This window comes from Bacillus sp. SJ-10 (genome assembly GCF_002843505.1).
In the GTDB taxonomy this organism is placed as follows: Bacteria; Bacillota; Bacilli; order Bacillales; family Bacillaceae; genus Bacillus; species Bacillus velezensis.
Genome location: NZ_CP025258.1, coordinates 2,101,994 through 2,122,232 on the forward strand (window position 1 = coordinate 2,101,994; position 20,239 = coordinate 2,122,232).

Annotated in this window: 22 protein-coding genes and 1 pseudogene; 14 read left to right on the plus strand and 9 right to left on the minus strand. The window is 42.4% G+C overall.

All coding sequences use genetic code 11. The features are described from left to right. Positions 1-197 precede the first annotated feature (197 nt). Positions 198-442 (minus strand): annotated as a pseudogene (locus tag CXL14_RS20070) (hypothetical protein). Beyond that, positions 361-1,578 (minus strand): DUF418 domain-containing protein, encoded by a 1,218-nt coding sequence (locus tag CXL14_RS10735; RefSeq protein ID WP_014418439.1) that lies wholly within the window; start codon positions 1,576-1,578, stop codon positions 361-363. The pseudogene CXL14_RS20070 and the gene CXL14_RS10735 overlap by 82 nt, the downstream one beginning before the upstream one ends. A 262-nt stretch (positions 1,579-1,840) precedes the next feature. Between CXL14_RS10735 and yrkP the strand changes: the two genes are divergently transcribed. From yrkP to psiE, 3 genes are read left to right on the plus strand one after another with little or no spacing between them, the layout of a single operon-like run. Further along, on the plus strand, positions 1,841-2,536 hold the full coding sequence (yrkP, locus tag CXL14_RS10740) for a two-component response regulator YrkP (protein WP_014418438.1): 696 nt from the start codon (positions 1,841-1,843) through the stop codon (positions 2,534-2,536). Then, complete coding sequence (gene yrkQ, locus CXL14_RS10745) at positions 2,523-3,821, plus strand: two-component system sensor histidine kinase YrkQ (protein ID WP_014418437.1); 1,299 nt, start codon at positions 2,523-2,525, stop codon at positions 3,819-3,821. The genes yrkP and yrkQ overlap by 14 nt, the downstream gene beginning before the upstream one ends. A gap of 45 nt (positions 3,822-3,866) precedes the next feature. Beyond that, positions 3,867-4,283: a phosphate-starvation-inducible protein PsiE gene (psiE, locus tag CXL14_RS10750; protein WP_014418436.1), complete on the plus strand. Its 417-nt coding sequence runs from the start codon at positions 3,867-3,869 to the stop codon at positions 4,281-4,283. 507 nt (positions 4,284-4,790) lie between these two features. Here psiE and CXL14_RS10755 read toward each other — a convergent pair. Continuing rightward, positions 4,791-6,047 (minus strand): APC family permease, encoded by a 1,257-nt coding sequence (locus CXL14_RS10755; RefSeq protein WP_040221781.1) that lies wholly within the window; start codon positions 6,045-6,047, stop codon positions 4,791-4,793. 132 nt (positions 6,048-6,179) lie between these two features. Between CXL14_RS10755 and CXL14_RS10760 the strand changes: the two genes are divergently transcribed. Next, positions 6,180-7,079, plus strand: coding sequence for a LysR family transcriptional regulator (locus CXL14_RS10760; protein WP_032863558.1), 900 nt, complete (start codon positions 6,180-6,182; stop codon positions 7,077-7,079). A 98-nt stretch (positions 7,080-7,177) separates the two neighbouring features. Here the strand turns inward: CXL14_RS10760 and CXL14_RS10765 are convergent, their stop codons facing one another. The 4 genes from CXL14_RS10765 to sigK all read right to left on the minus strand — a co-directional run bounded on the left by CXL14_RS10765 (position 7,178) and on the right by sigK (position 11,170). Further along, positions 7,178-8,050, minus strand: coding sequence for an AraC family transcriptional regulator (locus CXL14_RS10765; protein WP_014418433.1), 873 nt, complete (start codon positions 8,048-8,050; stop codon positions 7,178-7,180). Positions 8,051-8,604: 554 nt separating this feature from the next. Next, entirely contained in the window at positions 8,605-9,132 is a 528-nt protein-coding gene (locus tag CXL14_RS10770) for a PadR family transcriptional regulator (RefSeq protein WP_014418432.1), read from the minus strand. Continuing rightward, the gene (locus CXL14_RS10775; RefSeq protein WP_014418431.1) at positions 9,129-9,971 is read right to left on the minus strand and encodes a sialate O-acetylesterase; all 843 of its coding nucleotides are present in this window, start codon (positions 9,969-9,971) and stop codon (positions 9,129-9,131) included. Before CXL14_RS10775 ends, CXL14_RS10770 begins: the two co-directional genes overlap by 4 nt. 473 nt (positions 9,972-10,444) lie before the next feature. Continuing rightward, positions 10,445-11,170 carry an RNA polymerase sporulation sigma factor SigK gene (sigK, locus tag CXL14_RS10790; protein ID WP_014418430.1) on the minus strand — a complete coding sequence of 242 codons (726 nt, stop codon included), beginning with the start codon at positions 11,168-11,170 and terminating at the stop codon, positions 10,445-10,447. A 458-nt stretch (positions 11,171-11,628) separates the two neighbouring features. Here sigK and CXL14_RS10795 point away from each other — a divergent pair, with 458 nt between their 5' ends. Then, the gene (locus CXL14_RS10795) at positions 11,629-12,885 is read left to right on the plus strand and encodes an MFS transporter (protein WP_014418429.1); all 1,257 of its coding nucleotides are present in this window, start codon (positions 11,629-11,631) and stop codon (positions 12,883-12,885) included. Between the two features lie 211 nt (positions 12,886-13,096). Here CXL14_RS10795 and CXL14_RS10810 read toward each other — a convergent pair whose 3' ends face one another. Then, positions 13,097-13,723: a TVP38/TMEM64 family protein gene (locus CXL14_RS10810; protein WP_014418428.1), complete on the minus strand. Its 627-nt coding sequence runs from the start codon at positions 13,721-13,723 to the stop codon at positions 13,097-13,099. 235 nt (positions 13,724-13,958) lie between these two features. Between CXL14_RS10810 and CXL14_RS10815 the strand changes: the two genes are divergently transcribed. The 3 genes from CXL14_RS10815 (at position 13,959) to CXL14_RS20540 (ending at position 15,704) form a co-directional block, all read left to right on the plus strand. After that, the gene (locus CXL14_RS10815) at positions 13,959-14,693 is read left to right on the plus strand and encodes a polysaccharide deacetylase family protein (RefSeq protein WP_014418427.1); all 735 of its coding nucleotides are present in this window, start codon (positions 13,959-13,961) and stop codon (positions 14,691-14,693) included. A 69-nt stretch (positions 14,694-14,762) separates the two neighbouring features. Continuing rightward, on the plus strand, positions 14,763-15,494 hold the full coding sequence (locus CXL14_RS10820) for an SGNH/GDSL hydrolase family protein (protein WP_014418426.1): 732 nt from the start codon (positions 14,763-14,765) through the stop codon (positions 15,492-15,494). Positions 15,495-15,569: 75 nt separating this feature from the next. Beyond that, positions 15,570-15,704: a hypothetical protein gene (locus tag CXL14_RS20540; RefSeq protein ID WP_014721534.1), complete on the plus strand. Its 135-nt coding sequence runs from the start codon at positions 15,570-15,572 to the stop codon at positions 15,702-15,704. Positions 15,705-15,836: 132 nt separating this feature from the next. Here CXL14_RS20540 and CXL14_RS10825 read toward each other — a convergent pair whose 3' ends face one another. After that, entirely contained in the window at positions 15,837-15,977 is a 141-nt protein-coding gene (locus tag CXL14_RS10825; RefSeq protein ID WP_014418425.1) for a sporulation histidine kinase inhibitor Sda, read from the minus strand. Positions 15,978-16,334: 357 nt separating this feature from the next. On the opposite strand from CXL14_RS10825, the gene CXL14_RS10830 reads away from it, so the two are divergent. From CXL14_RS10830 to yqeK, 6 genes are read left to right on the plus strand one after another with little or no spacing between them, the layout of a single operon-like run. After that, a complete protein-coding gene (locus CXL14_RS10830) occupies positions 16,335-16,853 on the plus strand; it encodes a YqeG family HAD IIIA-type phosphatase (protein WP_007408254.1) in 519 nt (172 codons plus the stop codon). 2 nt (positions 16,854-16,855) lie between these two features. Further along, a complete protein-coding gene (gene yqeH, locus CXL14_RS10835) occupies positions 16,856-17,956 on the plus strand; it encodes a ribosome biogenesis GTPase YqeH (RefSeq protein WP_014418423.1) in 1,101 nt (366 codons plus the stop codon). 19 nt (positions 17,957-17,975) lie between these two features. After that, positions 17,976-18,818 (plus strand): shikimate dehydrogenase, encoded by an 843-nt coding sequence (gene aroE, locus CXL14_RS10840; protein ID WP_003152856.1) that lies wholly within the window; start codon positions 17,976-17,978, stop codon positions 18,816-18,818. Continuing rightward, positions 18,812-19,102, plus strand: coding sequence for a ribosome assembly RNA-binding protein YhbY (gene yhbY / locus CXL14_RS10845; protein ID WP_003152858.1), 291 nt, complete (start codon positions 18,812-18,814; stop codon positions 19,100-19,102). The genes aroE and yhbY overlap by 7 nt, the downstream gene beginning before the upstream one ends. Before the next feature lie 10 nt (positions 19,103-19,112). After that, positions 19,113-19,682 (plus strand): nicotinate-nucleotide adenylyltransferase, encoded by a 570-nt coding sequence (locus CXL14_RS10850; RefSeq protein WP_007408258.1) that lies wholly within the window; start codon positions 19,113-19,115, stop codon positions 19,680-19,682. Continuing rightward, on the plus strand, positions 19,672-20,232 hold the full coding sequence (gene yqeK, locus CXL14_RS10855; protein ID WP_014418422.1) for a bis(5'-nucleosyl)-tetraphosphatase (symmetrical) YqeK: 561 nt from the start codon (positions 19,672-19,674) through the stop codon (positions 20,230-20,232). The genes CXL14_RS10850 and yqeK overlap by 11 nt, the downstream gene beginning before the upstream one ends. Positions 20,233-20,239: the final 7 nt, after the last annotated feature.

Here is a 20,239-nt window from a genome sequence, read left to right on the forward strand (position 1 = left end):
TCCTGTCTTTTTGTATGATGTCTTTTTCTTTGTTTCCTTAGAAAACAAGCTGCATGTAACCCTTATTTACTATTGTTCACTGCCGTATTAAGTGTGGTACGCGGGATTTGCCATCATTCTCAAACTTTTCCTGCGAAAAGTTGCAAAAATAGTCGAATGTGGCGCCTTTGACTATGAACATGCGTAAAAGATTCAATTTAGATTCGGTCATGAGCAATGCACATTGAGTAAACTCTGGTGAATTTATTAGCCCAAAGAAGCCTAAATGATATAAAAATAACTAGTATATATATCAAATCTGTCCGTTTAATGCCCGCTTCTCAACAACTAATTTGAAGTCATGCAATCTGTGCAAGGGGGTTATTTCTGAATAGATTTTTCCGAATGCAGCGGAGTCGCTTTGGGACTCCCGTTTACTTTGCCGTACGTCAGCTTGCGCCATATCAATTCCATCGGACCGTACTTAAATCGTTTCAACCACAATGTACTAAAGCTCATAAGCACGAAGTACACGGCCAGACTGAACATGAACGTGCCGGCGGATTGAATATGATCCGCAAGCCCGAATCCGTACCGGAGGAACAGAACTGTTCCAATGATAGAGTGAAGCAGATAACAGGTCAATGACATCCGTCCGACTTTGGTGAATATCATCATAGGGCTTCGCAGCTGAGGAACGTACAGAAACAGCATTGCAAAAGTGCTCATATAAAACATACTTCCGGTTAAGCCGCCATTTTGACCCAAGACAGAGGAAATGTCCTTCCACAGCATATTCTCAGAAAGATTAAACATGTCTAGTAATATACTGCTTTGTGTTATTAGAAAAGCGATTGTGCTAATGATCCAGATACGCTTCCATATGAACTTTTTCGCTTCCATGTCTTTGAAAAATTCCATCTTAACAAAGTACACGCCCAGCAGAAACATGAGAAACATGGAATAGATCATAGAGAAAGAGCCAGCCGCCATCGTGACCATATCTGTCCACCGAGTGCTGATGGATTCCATGTAAGTAAGGGTTGTGTGGCTAAACAAAGTAAACTCTGAAAAATTCGGGTTTTTTGACCCTGCAGTATTGATGACATTGTACAACATTGTGAAAACAGGGGTCAGGAATTGAAACACGATAAGTGCGATAATCCATCTAAGCACCGTTTTGGCCGTGCGTTTATAGAAGGCGAGTAACAGGAAGCCGCTTACGGCGTAAAAGGTCAATATGTCACCGACCCAAACAAATGTGATGTGCAAAATGCCAAATCCCAACAGGATAGATAACCTACGGGCAAACAGCTTGTTGGGACTATCTACCTTCTGCGCGGCTCGATCCATAAAGATCATAAACCCAACTCCGAACAAGAAGGAGAATAATGTAACGAATTTCCCTTCGGCAAACCAGGAAACCAGATTGTGCAGGACGTCATCGGAGGCCATTTCGAATCCCTTTACTGAATCTACGATCAGAAAATAGTTGACAATAATAATGCCAAGCAAGGCAAATCCACGTACGATGTCCAGAAAATGAACCCGTTCCCGCAGACTCACTGGTTGCCCGCGTCCTTCTTTTTGTACAATCATATCAATACTCCTTTCCCATTTACCATTGCAATGTGCAGTGCGGATCTGAAAAACTTGAGCCTTACAATGGATAAATATAAAGACAGAATCTTAACAATTTATGAAGGTTCATCATTTTTTTAGAAAATGTGACAAAATTGTGGCGGACATCAGCTTTCATAAACTGTTAAGATTTCCGTAGTATCTTATAACGTACGTTACTTATGAATGATATATAGTAAGGTGACAGAAATAACATCAAGAATCATGAGGTGAAAGAGGCATGACCCATCGAATATTAGTCGTAGAGGATGACCATGATATTGGTGATCTTTTGGAGGAGTCCCTTATGCGAGCAGGCTACGAGGTGCTAAGAGCCAAGGATGGAAAACGAGCATTGCAACTTGTGAATGATTCGCTTGATTTGGTTATTTTGGATATTATGATGCCAGGCATTTCGGGAATCGAAACCTGTCAGCACATCAGGGAAACCTCTAACGTCCCGATTCTGTTTCTGACGGCCAGATCGAGTACACTCGATAAAACTGAGGGATTACTCGCCGGCGGCGATGATTATATGACTAAACCCTTCTCGGAAGAGGAACTTCACGCCAGAGTGATTGCTCAATTACGCAGATATACAATCTATCAGGAAAAGAAGGAACAGGAAGAAACATTTCTTATCGGGGGCAAACTGAGAGTGAGCGAAGAATTTAATGAGGTTTGGAAAGAGGAGCAGCAAATCAAGCTGTCAGATCTGGAATATCGTATCCTGAAACTGCTGATGAGCAAACGCAACAAAATATTTTCTGCTCAAAATATATATGAGAGTGTGTGGGGACAGCCTTACTTTTACTGTTCCAACAATACGGTGATGGTGCATATTCGGAAGCTGCGCTCCAAAATTGAGGATGATCCGGCACGTCCGGTTTATATAAAAACTGAATGGGGAAGAGGATATCGATTTGGCGCATCGTAAATTTACGCTAACCAAAAAACTGGCTTTGCTGATCATGGTTGCTGCGATTGTGAGCGGTGTGATCTTTCTGACGTTGCAAAAGATCACAGATGATCTGATCGAGGGATACCTGAGTTCGGATGAGTATTACCACAAGGAGTCAGCGAGATACATTCAAAAATTCAGTCAGTACGTTTCAGAAAATGAGTTGTCTACATCGGATAGAAAAGCGTTTGGCGAGTGGGTCAAAAAAGAAAATTATATTAACCTCACCATATTCAAGGATCAGGAGCTGCAATATGATTCCGTTTATTCTGAATCGGATTATGGAAAGGAAAAGCTGACTCAGTATGCTCAAAATCATTCACATCCGGTCAAGTTCAGCGATGGTGAAGGACGAGTCATTATCGACGGTTTCTACTCTTCCCGATATTATGATCTGGCCTTTACTTTGGATTTGCTCGGTGCAACCCTCATCTTTTTAATCATTGTTCTCTTGGGCATTCGCCAAAGTCTTCGCTACCTTAAAACGCTTCACCAAGAGATTCATATTCTTGAAGGGGGCCAGCTGGACTACGAGATGACGATAAAAGGGCATGATGAATTAGCGATGATTGCAAAGAGCATTGAGGATCTGCGGAAAGCTTTCCTGGATAAACTTAAAGCTATCGAGGAATTGCAAGCTGAGAGCCGCAGCCTGGTTACCGAAATGTCGCACGATATGCGCACACCGCTGACGTCGCTGATCATGAATCTGGAGTTTGCCAAAAAAGAGGGAGGCGAAGCGGGTTCCAACAAAGATCGGTATGTAGCCAATGCTTATGGTAAAGCACTGCAATTAAAAAGCTTGTCTGACAATCTGTTTGCGTATTTCCTGCTGGACAAGGAATATGAGGCCGATCTGGAGACCGTTGCAGTGAAAGAAGTGATCTACGATCTAATATCAGATCAGATTGCTATCCTTCATCAGGAGCATTTCCGGGTCCATATTTCAGGCGAGCTGCCGGAAACCTATATTAACGTGAATTTGGAGGAGCTTGGGCGTGTATTTGATAATGTGTTGTCAAACTTATTTAAATACGCAGATCCGGAAGAAGAAATCAGCATCACGTTTATATCGGATCAAGAAATATTTGAGATTCATGTTAGCAATACGATTAAACTTGCGGATGTAACACCGGACAGCAACGGACTCGGTGAAAGAAGCATTGCGCGAATGATGTCCCGCATGCAGGGGCAGTTTCACAGTATACAAAAGAATTCCAAGTACTGCATCGTGCTGCGATTTTGGAACAGAAAGATGTAGGCTGCGAATCAAAACGACGAAAATATTGTAATAGGAGACAACAAGATGAGATTTTCCAACAATTTTAAAAAGGCGCCTTACCTGTTACAAGCGCTTCTCAATGTCTGTCTGTTCTTCCTGACGATAGCCTTAAGCGGACTTCTGATCAGCGAGACATGGTACATCGTGCAATTCGTATACAAGTCACTGTTCAACAAAGTGGACAGCTATTATGAGATGCTTGGGGAACTGCTTATATTCTTCATGTACTTTGAGTTCATTGCTTTGATTATCAAATACTTCAAATCAGACTTTCATTTCCCGCTTCGCTACTTTATTTATATTGGCATCACGGCTGTCATTCGTTTGATTATCATCGATCATGATCAGGCGATCTCAACGTTCTGGTGGGCGATGGCCATTCTTGCAATGATTTGTGCATTCTTTATTGTCAATAGACGAAATTCTGTTGTTGAACATTAATAAATTAGTTCACTTTATACCGATACGCCACTAAAATGTCCCTAATTGTGAATGAGAGCTGGAACAGAATAAAAAAATTGATATCGGTACTTGTCCCAAGGACATGACATGAACTGTCTGGAAATGAGATTGCTTCTTTATTTTACAAGGAAGAGATTAAAATTCTTAATAAATAATGATTAGTCGAATTTCATTGACAGACAGTATGGATCAAGTAGCATCTTACCTTTTACTCACTTTGTTGATGCAGACAGTGCTTCAAATGTTGGTTTCAAAATGGCAGGGGATCAAGTTGGGGCTAAAGGAAGGGAAGAACCCTTCCTTTTTTACTTGGACAGACTGAAAACAGTGCCCTTTTTCTGGTCAAAATGAATATAAAATGATGTAAATGAGCGGAAGGTGTCCGTAAGTAATCATTGTAAAAGAAATAACTATGTCCTATACGAACTGTAAAATCTCCCGTTCTTGTTTATACATCCAAGTATGGGTGAGAAATTTCATGACTTCTTAAAATCGTAATTTGTCTTGAGAATTCGTAGCGGATTTTGCTAATTGACGCATCCAAATAAAGTGTCGGATCAAATAAAAAGCAGTTATAAGGGCAATCATTAATAAAATCCATATGGATGAGAAAGAAAGGATAATCAAAAAGCTGATAATAAGCATTAATGATAAACTCTTTGAAAACTTACCAGGTAGCAGTTTATATGCAGACAAAATACCGCAAATCGCATTACTAATAAAGAAAGCATTTGCTATGCCGACAATTTGTTCAACATTAATGAAGTTTATAAATAAAAGAATAAAAACGATTGTATGAATTATTGTTAATAAGCCTAGGGCTCCAATTGGTATGTTTGTTTTGGAGCGGAAAGAAATCAAGGTTGTTTTTTTATTCTCTGAGGCTATTAGACGTGATACTCCGCCAGTAACCAATAAATATGTGCTCATACATAATATTGTTGTGATGAAAGCCATTGTCGGTGAAGCAAACGTTCCAAGCAATGGAGTTAAAATAATCGTTAATGAGTGTGTGTGATGTAAATCAATCCATTGATAAGAAGCAGCTACAACGATACAAACCGTTGTGATGACCACCGAGCTTATTACTATTGCTTGGGGAATCGTTCTTTTTCTGTTTTTGACATCCAAACTATAATTACCTATAATTTCCCAACCTACTAGAGCCCAAAAAAGTAATAGAATACTATAACCAAAATCATCAAGATGAAATGGTGTTTTAATAAAAGCTTTATCCCTCATAAAGGGAATTGAACTAATTCCGCCACTTAACAATACTGCTGTGGCAACTGTGGAGAACATAAATGACACTTTTCCTACAGAAGAGATATTCAATAATAGAACGAATAAACAAATCATCATCAGAATGATTCCATATGTCTCTAGCGGCCAACCATTACTTTTGAACAAAGCCTTTAGGTATTGACTGGCTGTCATGAGAACGGCAACTGGCCCCACACTGCCCGCAATAATAAAAAATACAGAAGTTAATTGTTTTATATGTTGTCCAAATGCAAGTTCGACTGTATGCGCAACACCAGATTCATTCGGAAATAAAACACTCAATTTTCCAAACAATGAAGCAAATAGAAAACTAATGATCATCATTATAAACCATGCTAGTATGGCATAATCTCCAGTCTTACCATAAATGATTGGTGGAAGCAATATAATTCCCGATCCTAAAATAGGACCAACAATTAATCCGCTTAAAAGTACGGGGCCGAGTTTTCTTTCTCTCACTTTCCATTCCATCCTTTCCTAAACGTGTTTTATGATCATATTCTAATTGTAATTTGTTTCCTTTCATCGGTAAAATAGATATATATGAACTGTTCCATCGGAATTAGTGATGTTCAAAGGGGGGGAGACATGATGGAAATACGGCACTTAAAAACATTTATAACAATTGTGGAAAAGGGAGGATTTACAAAGGCAGCTGAATATTTGGGTTATGCCCAATCGACTATAACTTCACATATTAAAGATATTGAGCAAGAAATAGGAAAACCGTTATTTAATCGTTTTGGGAAGAAAATGCTGTTAACTGAAGCGGGGGAACTTTTGTTTCCTTATGCAAACGAAATGATCAGGATATCTGAAAAAGTAAAACAAATACAATCAAACGATGAACCGATGGGGACTCTCGTTATTGGTGCTCCGGAATCTTTAACGGTTTACCGTTTACCTCCGATTATTCACGAATTCAAAAAGCTCTTTCCTAAAGTGAAAATAACATTAAAATCATCGACATGCTGGGAATTAAAAAATGATCTCCGAAATGGGAAGGTGGATTTAGCGTTTCTTTTGGAGCACGAACAAGAGGAAGCTGATTTATATATAGAAAAATTGATAACTGAACCAATGATATTGATATTCCCTAAAAAGCATAGGCTGCAAAATACTCCATTTGATGATTTTTATTTTTCATCTGATGAAGTGATTTTATATACAGAACATGGGTGCAGCTACCGTACTTACTTTGAAGAGTATATGAAACACCAAGGACCGGTTTCGGAGAATACCTTTGAATTCTGGAGTGTTGAGGCAATTAAGCAGTGTGTGATGTGCGGATTAGGAATTTCGTTATTACCGTTGATCACTGTACAAAAAGAGTTGAAAGAAAACAAATTAAGTGGATTGATTTTGAATGAAACACGTATTTTAACGCAGATGGCTTATCATAAAAAAAGATGGCTTTCCTTAGCGATGGCTGAATTTATAAATATCGTAAAAAAACATGCGGAATTATGGAAAAGAACTCAGACTTTATAGTCGATGTTCATTAAAGTCTTCGAGTCGGTGCAAAAAGAGGAAGGGATGAGGCCCCTCCCTTAAAACCTTCAATTCCTCTAATTTCATTGTAAGATATATTATTTTTTTGAAATGGGTATCCAAATTTCACTTTTAAAAGATGGCGATGTTACATCTTTATGCTCGTTCCACAGGATTTCTGGGCCTTCAATTTGTTCATAATGTGACGATGGAAACCATTCGGAATAAATCCGCCCCCATACTTCCTGCAGTGCATCCGGAAATGATCCGGCTGCTTCGAATACAGCCCACGTTGAGGCAGGGACTTCAAGCTGTGATAGGTGATTTGGGCAATGTTTCGTTGTGGCTGCGCCAATATAGTGATCAAGCTCTCCGTTTTCCTCTGTCCGGCCTTCAGAAAAGTTCGTGGATGCACTAATAAGTCCTACAGGCGCTACATTAGAAAGCTCTTTTAGTTGATTGATTGCTGCTTCATCTAAACTTTCCCACATCGATGCAATGTCAGGATTCACGCCTTTAAACAAAATAGGGACTCTTTTTTTAATGCCGACGATGCGAAATGCCTCTTTTTCTTCAATGCGATAGTTCATTTCATTTCCTCCTTTGATTGATAACTGGAAGGTCATTCGCGGATAAGCTTTAAGTGAATGGCCATTATGTCTAGCTTCTGATGGTCTTATGCCATGCAGATTTTGAAATGCTCGTGCAAAAGAATCTGGTGAGTGATAACCGTATTTTATTGCAAGATCAATCACCTTTACGCGGCTGTCTTTAAGTTCAAAAGCTGCAAGAGTAAGACGTCTGCGGCGAATATATTCCGATAATGAAATACCTGTAAGGAAGGAAAACATCCTTTTAAAATGATATTCAGAGCAGAAAGCAAGCCTTGCTGCTTCTTTGAAATCAATATCGTTCGTGAGGTTTTCTTCGATATACGTTAATGCGCTGTTCATCCTTTTAAGCGAATCCATTTATTTGACCTCCTTTAACAAAAGAATAACAGGAGCGAAATGTATCTACCCGACATTTCGTGCACAGTTTTGCAGGATAACTTATATGTAATAAATTAAGTGATTCACCTGTATTTGTACAGATAAAGAAAACCACCTAATAACTGCTTGGGTTTCATAAGATGAAAGAAGTTATCATTGTTTTATCAATTACCTTTAACAAAACTTTCTCTATTGAAAAGAAAGAGGAAGTGATTCCTCTTTAAGGGAGATCACTTTTACTTATTCGACGAAAGCAGCAGTTTAGCGGACGAAGGAGAAAAATCAGTTGACTTAATTGAATACTAAATAGGTGTAAAAAAGCGGTTATTCATACTGATTGAAAAAGAAGAACACGCAGCAGATTCACTTGCTCTTGTTGGGGGCAAGTGTTGACAACCCTATACTGGTTTAATTAAAGAAGGAGTATAAAACCTGTATCAATGGTGTTACTAGATATCTGCGACACAGGTTTTATATGTAGGTAACTAATATTCTGATATATGTAACATTGCATTTTTTTATTATGCAATAGTTCACTCTATTTCTGCTTTCAATTTTTCGAACCACTCTAAATTAACCAAGTGATGTGAACGGGAATTTTCATTCATACGGCGAAAGTAATTGATTGTGCTGGGAATTTCTTGAGTGATGGACAGGTATTCATCAAGGAGCTCGATTCGAGTTCTAGTCTGATCGATTTGTGATTGGATCAGATCCAGTAATTTATTTTTGTCGAATTCATCGGCAAAGAGTAACGCCCCATAAAATTGCAGGTTCACATATTCCGATTTGGTGCCGTATTTGATCATTAATTTTTCGAATTCTGCCTTTCCCGAATCTGTGACTTTAAAGTTACGGATTTCACGCCCGCTGGTTGAGGGTTTCTGCTGAATCTGTTCAATCAAACACTTTTCTTCAAGTTGCTGCAGATTGTAATAAAATGAACCTTTCGTGAAGTTAACAATGTATTTGTAATGACGTTTTTCCATTAAAGCCAGAAGTTCATAGCCGTGAGCTCCGGGGTTTTGGATGAGCAAGCCAAGGATAAGTAAGGGAATCATGGTTTCATCACCTTCGCCATCCGCGCCTCAAATTCCGCGTGCGTGATTTTACCCGAAGCCAAATCCATACTATGAAGGTAAATCTGTTCTGTTTTAGAATAGCCACCATTCACTTTCAGTGATTGCTCCTCTCCCGAAATGGGTTTCAGGATATGGTGCTTTTTCGAAAAAGCCTCGAAATAGCGGTAACCGAATTTGCGTTGTGAAGCTGCGTCTAAATGAATGCCATCAGGATTCGCAGTCAGACCTGCCGCAGTAACAAAATAACAATTCTGTTGTTCATTAGCAAAACGCAGCAATTGTTCATTAACCTGTCGAAATTCAGTCGCGTGCTGTCCAAAACCGGTCTTCCCAAGAAAGTCACCAAGCCCTCCAATAATCAACGGTACCTCATCAAGTTTCAACTCGTTTCTTAGCGTTTCGATGATAAGAGTTAATTTCTCGTAATAAGTTTCATGCAGCGAACGATAACTGTCACTCTCACCTTGGTGCCAAAGGATTCCACAAATTTGACTGGACTGGAGGGCGAAGCGGGCTTCGGACAAAGCATGCTGAAAAAGGATGCCTTCCGGATGCCAGTCATTCAATGAACTGCCGCCTTCCGCACAGGGGATCAAGCCAATTTCTTCATCGGGATGAGCTTTCGACCATGCATCTGCAAAAGATGCCGCCAGGCCAACGCCGGAAACCGGACGGTCGTAATTAATCGGCTCTGTCATCATCTGCCACTGTCCATTGCGCAGCATTTTTATTTTTTCATTATAGATAGGGTCTACTTCATTCAAAAATCCACGGCCCGCCATATTCGACTGCCCCAACATTAAAAAAGACTTTATCATCTAATTTTTCACTTCTTTACATCAATATTTTAGTCTAATTAGACTATAGTCAATTCAGCTTGTCTTGTAAAGTTTCAACTAGGTTTTATTTTTATTATTAGTATGTATGAAGAACAAACTAACATTGAACATTTGGTGGATGTATTTGAGAATTAGCAAGTTCTTTTGCTTTAGGTCTTGATAAACATGAAAAAACAACAAAAACCCTGTCATGTAAGGGTTACTACGAGGTTCAAAATCATTTTTCATAGGAAATACATTCAATGATGGAGGTGTAGCCCAAATGAAATGGATTGTTAAAAAGGGAGGGCTATGTTGAAGGGGTTAAATATCAATAAAAAATTATTAAAAAGGTTAACGATTGTACCAATTCTATTCATTTGTTATGTTTTATTTTTAAATCCTGAAGTTATACTTGAAGAGCGATGTCCTAAAATGCAGAAAAAGCCGGGATGTCAGATCCGGCTTTTCGCTCACTTTCCCTTCGACTTCTTCCGCTTCTCCTTCTCCGCCCGGTAAAACTCATGAAACATCTTCATCAATGCGCGTTTTTCAATCCGCGACACATAACTCCTTGAAATGCCGAGCTCCTTTGCGATTTCGCGCTGCGTTTTTTCTTTTTTTAGATCAAGCCCGAAGCGGCCGACGATGACTTCTTTTTCGCGGTCGTCTAAAATGTCGATATATTTTTTGACCTTTTCAAGTTCCATGTTGAGCTGAATAGTGTCGATCACATCTTCGCTTTCCGACTTGAGGACATCGATCAGGCTTATTTCATTCCCTTCTTTATCCTGGCCGATCGGATCATGAAGGGAGACGTCTTTTTTCGTTTTTTTCAATGCGCGCAGATGCATTAAAATCTCATTTTCAATACATCGTGCGGCATATGTGGCAAGCTTCGTGCCTTTTCCGGCTGAATAGCTTTCAATTCCTTTGATCAGCCCGATTGTACCGATGGAGATCAGATCTTCTGCGTCCTCTCCCGTGTTTTCGAATTTTTTCACAATATGGGCGACTAAACGGAGATTATGTTCGATCAGCATGTTGCGGGCGTGTTCATCTCCTTCAGCCATAAGGTCTAAGTATTTTTTCTCCTCATTATTTGAGAGCGGTTGTGGAAAGGCATTATTTTTCACGTATGATACTAAAAACACAAGTTCTTTCACAATAAACCCGAGCGCTGCAAAAACACCTGTCACCGTCCTCACCTCCACAAAGTTATGTAGGCAATCGCCTATATGTAACTGTATGTGTCGGTAGGGCTGTTTGTGTCTGTACAGGGAAATTAATCAAAATCGGGTTTTATTTCTCACAGCCTCTTGATTTTTGCTGATTGAGCCTGTATATTGTTAAAAAAAGTAAGGGTAAAAACAATATAACCGAAAAGCGCTGAAGAGACGAGTAGACAGATATCATTCATGACAGAGAGCTCCGGGAGCTGTGAAGGAGTATGAATGGATGTGTTGAAACAAACCTCTTAGCTTCGCATCGGAATCATGCAACACGAGGATGATGCGGCGGATACTCCTGTTACCGAGTAAGCTTTGTACCCGGCATGGCCGGCACCAAACCGAATTGAGGTGGCATAGCGGGCTGTTTCCCGTCCTCAAGACTTTATTGTCTTGAGGGCGTTTTTTATTTCTAAGGGAGGGATAAGATGAAAAACCTGAAGTCTTGGCGGTACCCGATGTTTCTGTTAACCGGAATCGGGATAGCAAATATTGGTGAATGGATTTATTTTTTGTCTCTTAATCTTATTGTCTTAAAAGAAACGGGGTCTGCTTTTGCGGTTTCCATCCTTTATTTAATCAGACCTGCGGCTGTTTTGATGACAAATGGGTGGGCGGGCAGCATCATCGACCGGTGCAACAAACGGAATATGATGATGTCGCTTGATTTCATCCGGGCTGCATTCATTGCCGTTCTGCCGCTGATGTTTACTGCACGGTCTTTATTTTCCGTTTATTGTATCGTGTTTTTGATTCAAATGGCCAATGCGATGTTTCGTCCGTGTTCCATGGCGTATGTGACGATGCTTATCCCGGCTGAAAGGAGAAAACGATTCAATTCACTAAGGGCTTTGTCGGAATCAGGGGCTTTTCTCCTCGGTCCGGCTGCGGCCGGGCTGCTTTTTATCGCCGGCACGCCGATTTTTGCGATTTGGGTGAATGCGGCGGCTTTAGTGCTGTCCGGGTTCATCACGATGATGCTGCCGAACCTTGAAAACGAGCCTCACGTACATTCTCCCAGACAGAAGCTTTCTTTGGCAGTGTACAAAGAAGATTGGAAGCTCGTCTATCGCTTCAGCCGAACGGCGCGAAACGTCATGATCATTTATTTTTTATTCAGTCTGGTCATGACCGTTATGCCATCCGCGCTTGATTCGCTTGAAGCCGCTTTTGCAAAAGAGGTTCTTCAGCTGACTGATGCCGATTACGGTTTTCTCGTCAGTGTCTCAGGGGCAGGCATTATTGCGGGGGCGCTTGTCAATGTGTTCTTTAATAAAAAAATGCCGGCTTCTTTATTGATGGGAATGGGCTCTTTATTCACAGCGGCCGGATATATGATTTATGCGTTTTCTGACGTTTTTTGGACGGCTGCTTTCGGATTTTTCCTTCTCGCTTTTTTTCTGGCGTTTGCCAATACAGGCTTTCTGACGTTTTATCAAAAGAATGTTCCGGTGGACATCATGGGGAGAGTGGGGAGCTTTTATTCATTAGTCGAAGCTGTCTTCATTATAGTGGTAACGGCGGTTTTCGGAGCGGCTTCTGTCAGTTCGTCCGTCCGCGGCATCGTCATCGCAGGCGCTGCTGTTATGCTGGCGTTGGCAGCCGTTTTATGCTCGTTCTTATTTGCGGCCGCAAAAAGGAGGACTCCTGATGTATTTCAAGCGGATCAATGTAAACAAACATAAAGAGACGGCCGTTTCATTTCGTGAGGATTCGTTTTTCGTCAGCTTTTCAGAGCGAAGGGTGTTTCGGAATATCACCTGAGAGTTTCGGGGGCAATAAAGCGGCTCTGTCATTTTACAGAAAGAAAAACATGGAGTGATCGGTTCAGAATGTAACGGAAAAGTTCTCAGAATGAGAGGAGCCGTACCGCCGGAATAGGGGGCGGTACGCGCTTCATTTTTTCGTTGTTTTTAAAAGGCCGGGAAACTTCTTATAAATGACCGCCATTAAGACGAGCATATACATTCCGTAAATCCCGAAAGACAGCAGTTTGTTGCTTGTAAATGAAGCGCCTGCGACTGTCACGATCACAATGTTCGGAATTTTGCCGAGCACCGACGCAGAAAAAAAGATCGGCCATCGGATATGACTCAGCCCGCAGACGGTATTCATGGCAAGCGACGGTATAATCGGAATCAGCCGTCCGAAAAGCACCGCCGTAAACGCGTGCTGATGAAATGAATCTTCATATTGGGCCGCGGCCGGGTAAGCCAGCAGCTTTTTTCTGGCCCAGTCTCTGAATCCGTACCGGACGAGAAAAAACAATGCCATTGTTCCGAGCATTGCGCCTGACAATGTAATCCACACCCCGTTTACAATCCCGAAAACCGCTCCGTTTAAGGCCGCGATAATGGCGAATGGAACGATCGGAAAAAATACGTCAGCTGCGACCAGAAGGATACTCATAAGCACGGCGTACATGCCGCCCGCGCGAATCATGCTGAGCCAGACGTCTTTTTGCATAAAGCCGATCATCACGACAGCAATGATGACGGCAAGACTGAATCCCTTTTTTATCATCTGCACGTTCACCTCTTTTCAATTAGTATACAGCACAAATCTATCTCCTTCTATTAAAATAAGCTGTCCGATAAGCGTATTTGATTTATCAGCATTTGCCGTTTGATGAGAAACGGCTGCACTCGGATTTGGACAAAAACAAGCGGGAAGCGGGTGATGTGCATCATTTGATGCAGAGAATGATTTTTTATAAAAGGGGACACGTTAACAGTAGTGTTTACTGGAGGTGTAAACGTTGAGATGCTTTCATCTGATCATCATGATATGCGTCCTCACGAGTCTCACTGCCGTGTCCGCCGATGCGAAATCTTTAAAAAGAAGTGACATGGAGAAGACGGGAAACGTGTACTGGGATATAAGGTCTGAAAAAAAGAAACTATCTTTAACCTTCGATGACGGCCCCCATCCTGTCTATACGGAGGCTGTGTTAGACGTGCTGAAACAGTACAATGTGAAAGCAACCTTTTTTTGTGTCGGGAGCCGTATAGACAAATACCCCATAACGGCAAAACGCATCGTTGAGGAAGGGCATGAAATCGGCAACCATACGATGAACCATGTTTATTTTCACCGTCTGAAACGCAAAGACATTTTACAAGAGCTTCACAGCTCAGCGCATCATATCACATCGCTGCAGCCGGAAGGGGACAAGTTATTCCGCCCGCCGGGAGGGTCGCTGAATCATACGGCTTTCAAAAGCATCTTAAAAGAGGGCTATCATATCATCATGTGGTCATGGAACCAAGATCCGAGGGACTGGAAAAGGCCCGGGAAAGGAAAAATCGTCAGGCACGTTGTTTCACATGCCAGAGATGGAGATATCGTTCTTCTGCATGACGGCGGAGGAAACCGGCGCCAGACGGTTGAGGCTTTGAAAGAAATCATTCCCAAGCTGAAAAAGCAGGGCTACACGTTTGTTAAGGTTTCGGATTTGATCGGACAGGATTCCGGCCCTTTTCATATCCAGTAAAGAGAGCGCCGCGTTGAAAGCCGCCAAAGAGATGTGTACCATAGGAGGTAAGGTTTGGGGGGAGAGAAAATGAAGTTTGCTGTTCTTTTTATTACGATAATCTGTCTGTTATCAGGATGCGCCGCGGGCAAAGAGAAAAGTGTTGTCGCGTTCGGCGACAGCAATACGCGCGGTTCCAACTGGGATTATCGTGATTATCCGAAGGCGCAGCAGTGGGTAAACATGTTAAAAACAGCGGAACGCGGCCGTCTTACGGTTATAAATGCGGGAATAGGCGGCCAGACGACTGAGGATGCGCGCCTGCGCTTTCAAAGCGACGTGCTGAACCGTAAGCCCCAATATTTATTTATCATGTTCGGAACAAATGATGCGGGCATTTTGACGGGCGATCAGCCGCGGGTATCAAAGAAACGGTTTAAAGAAAACCTGACTTATTTCATAAACGAAAGCAGAAATCACGGCATAAAGCCGATTTTAATGACGTGCATCCCGGTTATAGAAGGAAACGGAACGCATCATCTCTATTACTATTCGAGATATAAAGCCTCAGCCTTTAAAGAAAAAGGCGGCGCGAGAAAATGGCATAATTCCTATAACGGCGTTACGAGGCAGGTTGCAGCTGAGTTGAAAGTGCCGCTGGTGGATAACTGGAAACACTTTATACGCGCGGACGGCGGCAAAGATACAGACCGGGCGCTGATCCAATCCGGACTGATAGATCCCTCCGGAAATCATATGACGCCAAAAGGCGCCAGAATCTTAATTGAAGGCATAAAAAATGGGCGGGTTTTGGAACGCTGACGCCGTCAGCTGCCTAAACCGTTTTGCTTCTGCTTCATAGGCTGTAGAAAAAACATCTTTTTGGAGGCGATTGCTATGAACCGCGGTTTCCCTCTGCAATATCCTGTATGCCCGCCTCCTCGGGTGAATGCGGGGTACTGGTACGCATTTTTTGTTGTGCTGCTCGTCGTCATTCTCGTCCTGGGCGGTCTGTATTGGTTCAATATATAGCAGCCGTCCTCTTAAACACCTCTATTTTAGGGGTGTTTTTTGTTGAAAGTGGTAGTAATGCGCATAACCGAAGTGATATAATATCAGTCATCTGAGTAAAAAAAGGAAATTCGCCCGGAAATTTTTTTCTGTTTAAGAGGAAACGGAAATAATGTGTCCGAGCGATCTTCTTTTGATTTCGTTTTCAATTAACTCGATAAATTCACGGCTCAAATTCATTTCAGTGGCTTTGAAATAAGATTCTATTAGTAATTCATCAGAAAGCTTTCTCATGCCGGGGACCCAATTAATGGGAGTGGCACCTCCTTACAATTGTAATCAATCATCAGACGCAAGCATATGATGGAAGGTTGCGTTTCAATCATGGTGAGGTTATCTTTAATCTACCATGAAATACAAATAAGAACAATCGTTCTGTTATCCACACTCGTAAGTGGATAACTTGTTAGTATCTTGTTTATAATCTGGATAAATCCGGATGTAATAAGAGTGGATAATGTGTGTAATTTTATCCACAACTGGTGAAGAAACCCAATTTTTGTCGAAATTTTTTTACTGAGTCCGACTTTGTTTTTAAATCTGACAGGTTTCGACATATAGATGATAGAAAGAAAAGGAAGGGTGCGGGTTTTGTTAAAAAAGTTTTTTTTACCTGACGAATTTGTGAAAAATATATTTCATATCACACCGGAAAAGCTCAAAGAACGCAATGTGAAAGGGATTATTACAGACCTTGACAACACGCTTGTGGAGTGGGACAGACCGAGTGCGACACCTCGATTAATCGAGTGGTTTGAAGAAATGAAGGAGCACGGCATTAAAGTCACGATCGTCTCCAATAATAATGAACGAAGAGTGAAATTATTCTCGGAGCCGCTTGGCATACCGTTTATTTATAAGGCAAGAAAACCGATGGGGCGCGCCTTTAAAAGAGCCGTCAGCAGCATGGATCTGAAAAAAGAAGACTGTGTGGTCATCGGCGATCAGCTGCTTACTGATGTTCTCGGCGGAAACAGAAACGGGTATCATACGATCCTCGTCGTGCCTGTCGCTTCCTCTGACGGAGTCATGACGCGCTTTAACCGCCGGATTGAACGGAGAATATTGAGTTCTTTGAAACGTAAAGGCCATATTCAGTGGGAGGATTAGAAATGGAAAAGGTTGTTTGCATCGGCTGCGGAGTAGCGATCCAGACCGAGGATAAACAAGGTCTCGGATACGCGCCAAAGGCATCGCTCACGAAAGAGAATGTCATCTGCCAGCGCTGTTTCAGACTGAAAAATTACAATGAAATTCAAGATGTTTCATTAACGGATGATGACTTTTTAAATATCTTGCACACAATCGGCGATACTGACTCTCTTATTGTCAAAGTCGTTGATATTTTTGATTTTAACGGAAGCTGGATAAACGGGCTGAACCGCTTTGTCGGCGGTAATCCGATTATTCTTGTCGGTAATAAGGCCGATATCCTGCCAAAATCCGTAAAACGGGAACGCCTCGTTCAATGGATGAAACGCGAAGCGAAAGAATACGGCTTAAAACCCCTTGATGTCTTTTTAATCAGCGCTTCCCGCGGACAAGGGATGAAGGAAGTCATTGACGCCATTGAACATTACCGCGAAGGCCGCGATGTGTATGTGGTGGGCTGTACCAATGTCGGCAAATCCACATTTATCAACCGGATTATTAAAGAGGTTTCAGGGGAAGAGAATATTATCACCACCTCTCAATTTCCGGGCACGACGCTTGACGCGATTGAAATCCCGCTCGATGACGGATCTGCGCTTTATGATACGCCGGGAATCATTAACCATCACCAGATGGCGCATTACGTGGACAAGCGTGACTTAAAGGTGCTGACACCGAAAAAAGAACTGAAGCCGCGCACTTTTCAGCTGAATGAAAAACAAACGCTTTATTTCGGCGGGCTTGCCCGGTTTGACTATGTATCAGGCGATAAAACGGCGTTTGTCTGCTATATGCCGAATGAATTGATGATTCACAGAACAAAGCTTGAAAATGCTGATGCCTTATACGAAAAGCATGCGGGAGAACTGCTTACCCCGCCCGGAAAAGATCATTTGGATGAATTTCCGGAGCTTACGCCCCACACGTTTACGATTAAAGAAGGAAAGACGGATATCGTTTTTTCCGGTCTCGGCTGGGTCACGGTGCAGCAAGCAGATAAAAAAATAACGGCATACGCTCCGAAAGGCGTACACGTATTTGTCCGCCGTTCATTAATATAGAGAGAAGGGGAGAGGGAGCATGAAACAATTGTACGGAGTAATCGGAAATCCGATCGGGCATTCAATGTCACCCGATATTCATAACGCGGCTTTGCAAGATAAGAACATCAACGGGCAGTATTTTGCGTTTCAGGTGGAACCTCATCATCTCAAGGACGCCGTTAACGGAATTAAGGCGCTTGGCATCTGCGGAGTGAACGTCACAGTCCCGCATAAAGTCGCGATCATGGAGCATCTGGATGAAATACATGAAAGCGCGAAAGTACTCGGGGCCGTAAATACCGTCAAAAGAGAGGGAGACAGGCTCATCGGGTATAATACTGACGGAGATGGGTTTTATAAATCCTTAGTCAAAGTATTGGACAAACCGATATCAGAGCTCTCCATCCTCATGATTGGGGCGGGAGGAGCGGCAAGAGCGATTTTTACAACGATCGTCCGCAGAGAGCCGAAACAATTTGACGTTTGCAACCGCACGCCGGAAAAAGCAGAAAGTCTGATTGCGGCTGCTCCCTCTTTTCAGCAGAAACGCGCCCTTACTTTAAAAGAAGCTGAAAATCAGCTTGAACAATATGACGTCATTATTCATACAACATCTGTCGGCATGTATCCGAAAACGGATGCCGTGCCGCTCTCATTGGAACGGGCCAAAACGGGCGCCATCGTTTGTGATATTGTATACAACCCGATTCAAACGGCGTTCTTAAAAGAAGCTGAAAAAAGAGGTTTAACAACCCTTGACGGTGTCGGCATGTTTGTGGAACAGGCCGCACTGTCTTTCAAGCTGTGGACGGAACAAGAGCCTGACAGCGGCTTAATGAGAGCGATTGTTGAAGGAAAACTAGGAGGAACACAATGTTAACAGGAAAACAAAAACGGTTTTTGCGTTCAAAAGCGCATCACTTAACGCCTATTTTTCAAGTGGGAAAAGGCGGAGTCAACGAAAACATGGTGAAACAGATTGCCGAGGCTTTAGAAGCAAGAGAGCTGATTAAAGTCAGCGTGCTTCAAAACTGCGAAGACGATAAAAATGATGTCGCAGAAGCCCTTGTGAAAGGCAGCCGCTCACAATTGGTGCAGACGATCGGAAATACGATCGTACTGTATAAGGAATCAAAGGAAAATAAACAAATCGAGCTTCCGTAAGGTGGTTGACATGAAGAAAATCGGAATATTCGGGGGCACATTTGACCCACCGCACAACGGACATCTTCTGATGGCTAATGAAGTCCTTCATCAGGCGGAGCTCGATGAAATTTGGTTTATGCCCAATAAAATCCCTCCGCATAAGCAGAATGAAGACTTTACAGACAGCCGGCACCGGGTGGAGATGCTGAAGCTTGCCATCAGCTCGAATTCCGGCTTTAAGCTTGAGCTTGCGGAAATGGACCGGAAAGGCCCTTCTTATACCTATGATACCGTCCGTTTACTGAAGGAGCGGCACCCGAACGACAAGCTTTTCTTTATTATCGGGGCGGATATGATTGAATATCTGCCGAAATGGTACAAACTGGACGAACTGCTCACGCTCATTCAATTTATCGGAGTGCGGCGCCCGGGGTATCATATTGAGACCCCGTACCCGCTGCTTTTTGCCGACGTTCCGGAATTTGACGTTTCGTCAACGATGCTGAGAGAACGTCTCAAAGCAAAAAAGCCGACGCAATACTTAATGCCGGATAAAGTGAGGCAGTATATAGAGGAGAATGATTTATATGAATCGTGAGGAAGCACTTGCCTGCGTCAAAGAACAGCTGACCGAGCATCGCTACATCCACACAATCGGCGTGACAGATACGGCGGTTATTCTCGCAGGCCGGTTCGGAGCAGATCCGAAAAAAGCGGAAATGGCTGCTATTTTTCATGATTATGCGAAATTCCGGCCGAAAGAAGAAATGAAGCAGATCATCGTGCGGGAAAAAATGCCGGCTGAGCTCTTGGATTACAATGCCGAACTGTGGCATGCCCCTGTGGGAGCGTATCTGGCTGAGAAAGAAGCGGGGATCACTGATCCTGAGATCTTGGATGCAATCCGCTATCACACGTCAGGGCGTCCCGGAATGACCCTTTTAGACAAAGTCATTTACGTTGCGGATTACATTGAACCCGGCCGCCATTTTCCCGGAGTGGAAGAGGTGCGCCGTCTGGCGGAAACGGATCTGAACGAAGCGCTCATACAAGCAATGAAAAATACAATGATATTTCTGATGAAAAAAAACCAGCCGGTCTTTCCGGAGACGTTTGCAACCTATAACTGGCTGGTGTCTCAAAATTGACAGGAGG

Coding starts and splice junctions, on each gene's coding strand:
- CXL14_RS10735 (WP_014418439.1), bottom strand. CDS start 1,578: ATGATTGTACAAAAAGAAGGACGCGGGCAACCAGTGAGTCTGCGGGAA.
- yrkP (WP_014418438.1), top strand. CDS start 1,841: ATGACCCATCGAATATTAGTCGTAGAGGATGACCATGATATTGGTGAT.
- psiE (WP_014418436.1), top strand. CDS start 3,867: ATGAGATTTTCCAACAATTTTAAAAAGGCGCCTTACCTGTTACAAGCG.
- CXL14_RS10760 (WP_032863558.1), top strand. CDS start 6,180: ATGGAAATACGGCACTTAAAAACATTTATAACAATTGTGGAAAAGGGA.
- CXL14_RS10765 (WP_014418433.1), bottom strand. CDS start 8,050: ATGGATTCGCTTAAAAGGATGAACAGCGCATTAACGTATATCGAAGAA.
- CXL14_RS10770 (WP_014418432.1), bottom strand. CDS start 9,132: ATGATTCCCTTACTTATCCTTGGCTTGCTCATCCAAAACCCCGGAGCT.
- CXL14_RS10775 (WP_014418431.1), bottom strand. CDS start 9,971: ATGATAAAGTCTTTTTTAATGTTGGGGCAGTCGAATATGGCGGGCCGT.
- CXL14_RS10795 (WP_014418429.1), top strand. CDS start 11,629: ATGAAAAACCTGAAGTCTTGGCGGTACCCGATGTTTCTGTTAACCGGA.
- CXL14_RS10810 (WP_014418428.1), bottom strand. CDS start 13,723: ATGATAAAAAAGGGATTCAGTCTTGCCGTCATCATTGCTGTCGTGATG.
- CXL14_RS10820 (WP_014418426.1), top strand. CDS start 14,763: ATGAAGTTTGCTGTTCTTTTTATTACGATAATCTGTCTGTTATCAGGA.
- CXL14_RS20540 (WP_014721534.1), top strand. CDS start 15,570: ATGAACCGCGGTTTCCCTCTGCAATATCCTGTATGCCCGCCTCCTCGG.
- CXL14_RS10825 (WP_014418425.1), bottom strand. CDS start 15,977: ATGAGAAAGCTTTCTGATGAATTACTAATAGAATCTTATTTCAAAGCC.
- yqeH (WP_014418423.1), top strand. CDS start 16,856: ATGGAAAAGGTTGTTTGCATCGGCTGCGGAGTAGCGATCCAGACCGAG.
- aroE (WP_003152856.1), top strand. CDS start 17,976: ATGAAACAATTGTACGGAGTAATCGGAAATCCGATCGGGCATTCAATG.
- yhbY (WP_003152858.1), top strand. CDS start 18,812: ATGTTAACAGGAAAACAAAAACGGTTTTTGCGTTCAAAAGCGCATCAC.
- CXL14_RS10850 (WP_007408258.1), top strand. CDS start 19,113: ATGAAGAAAATCGGAATATTCGGGGGCACATTTGACCCACCGCACAAC.
- yqeK (WP_014418422.1), top strand. CDS start 19,672: ATGAATCGTGAGGAAGCACTTGCCTGCGTCAAAGAACAGCTGACCGAG.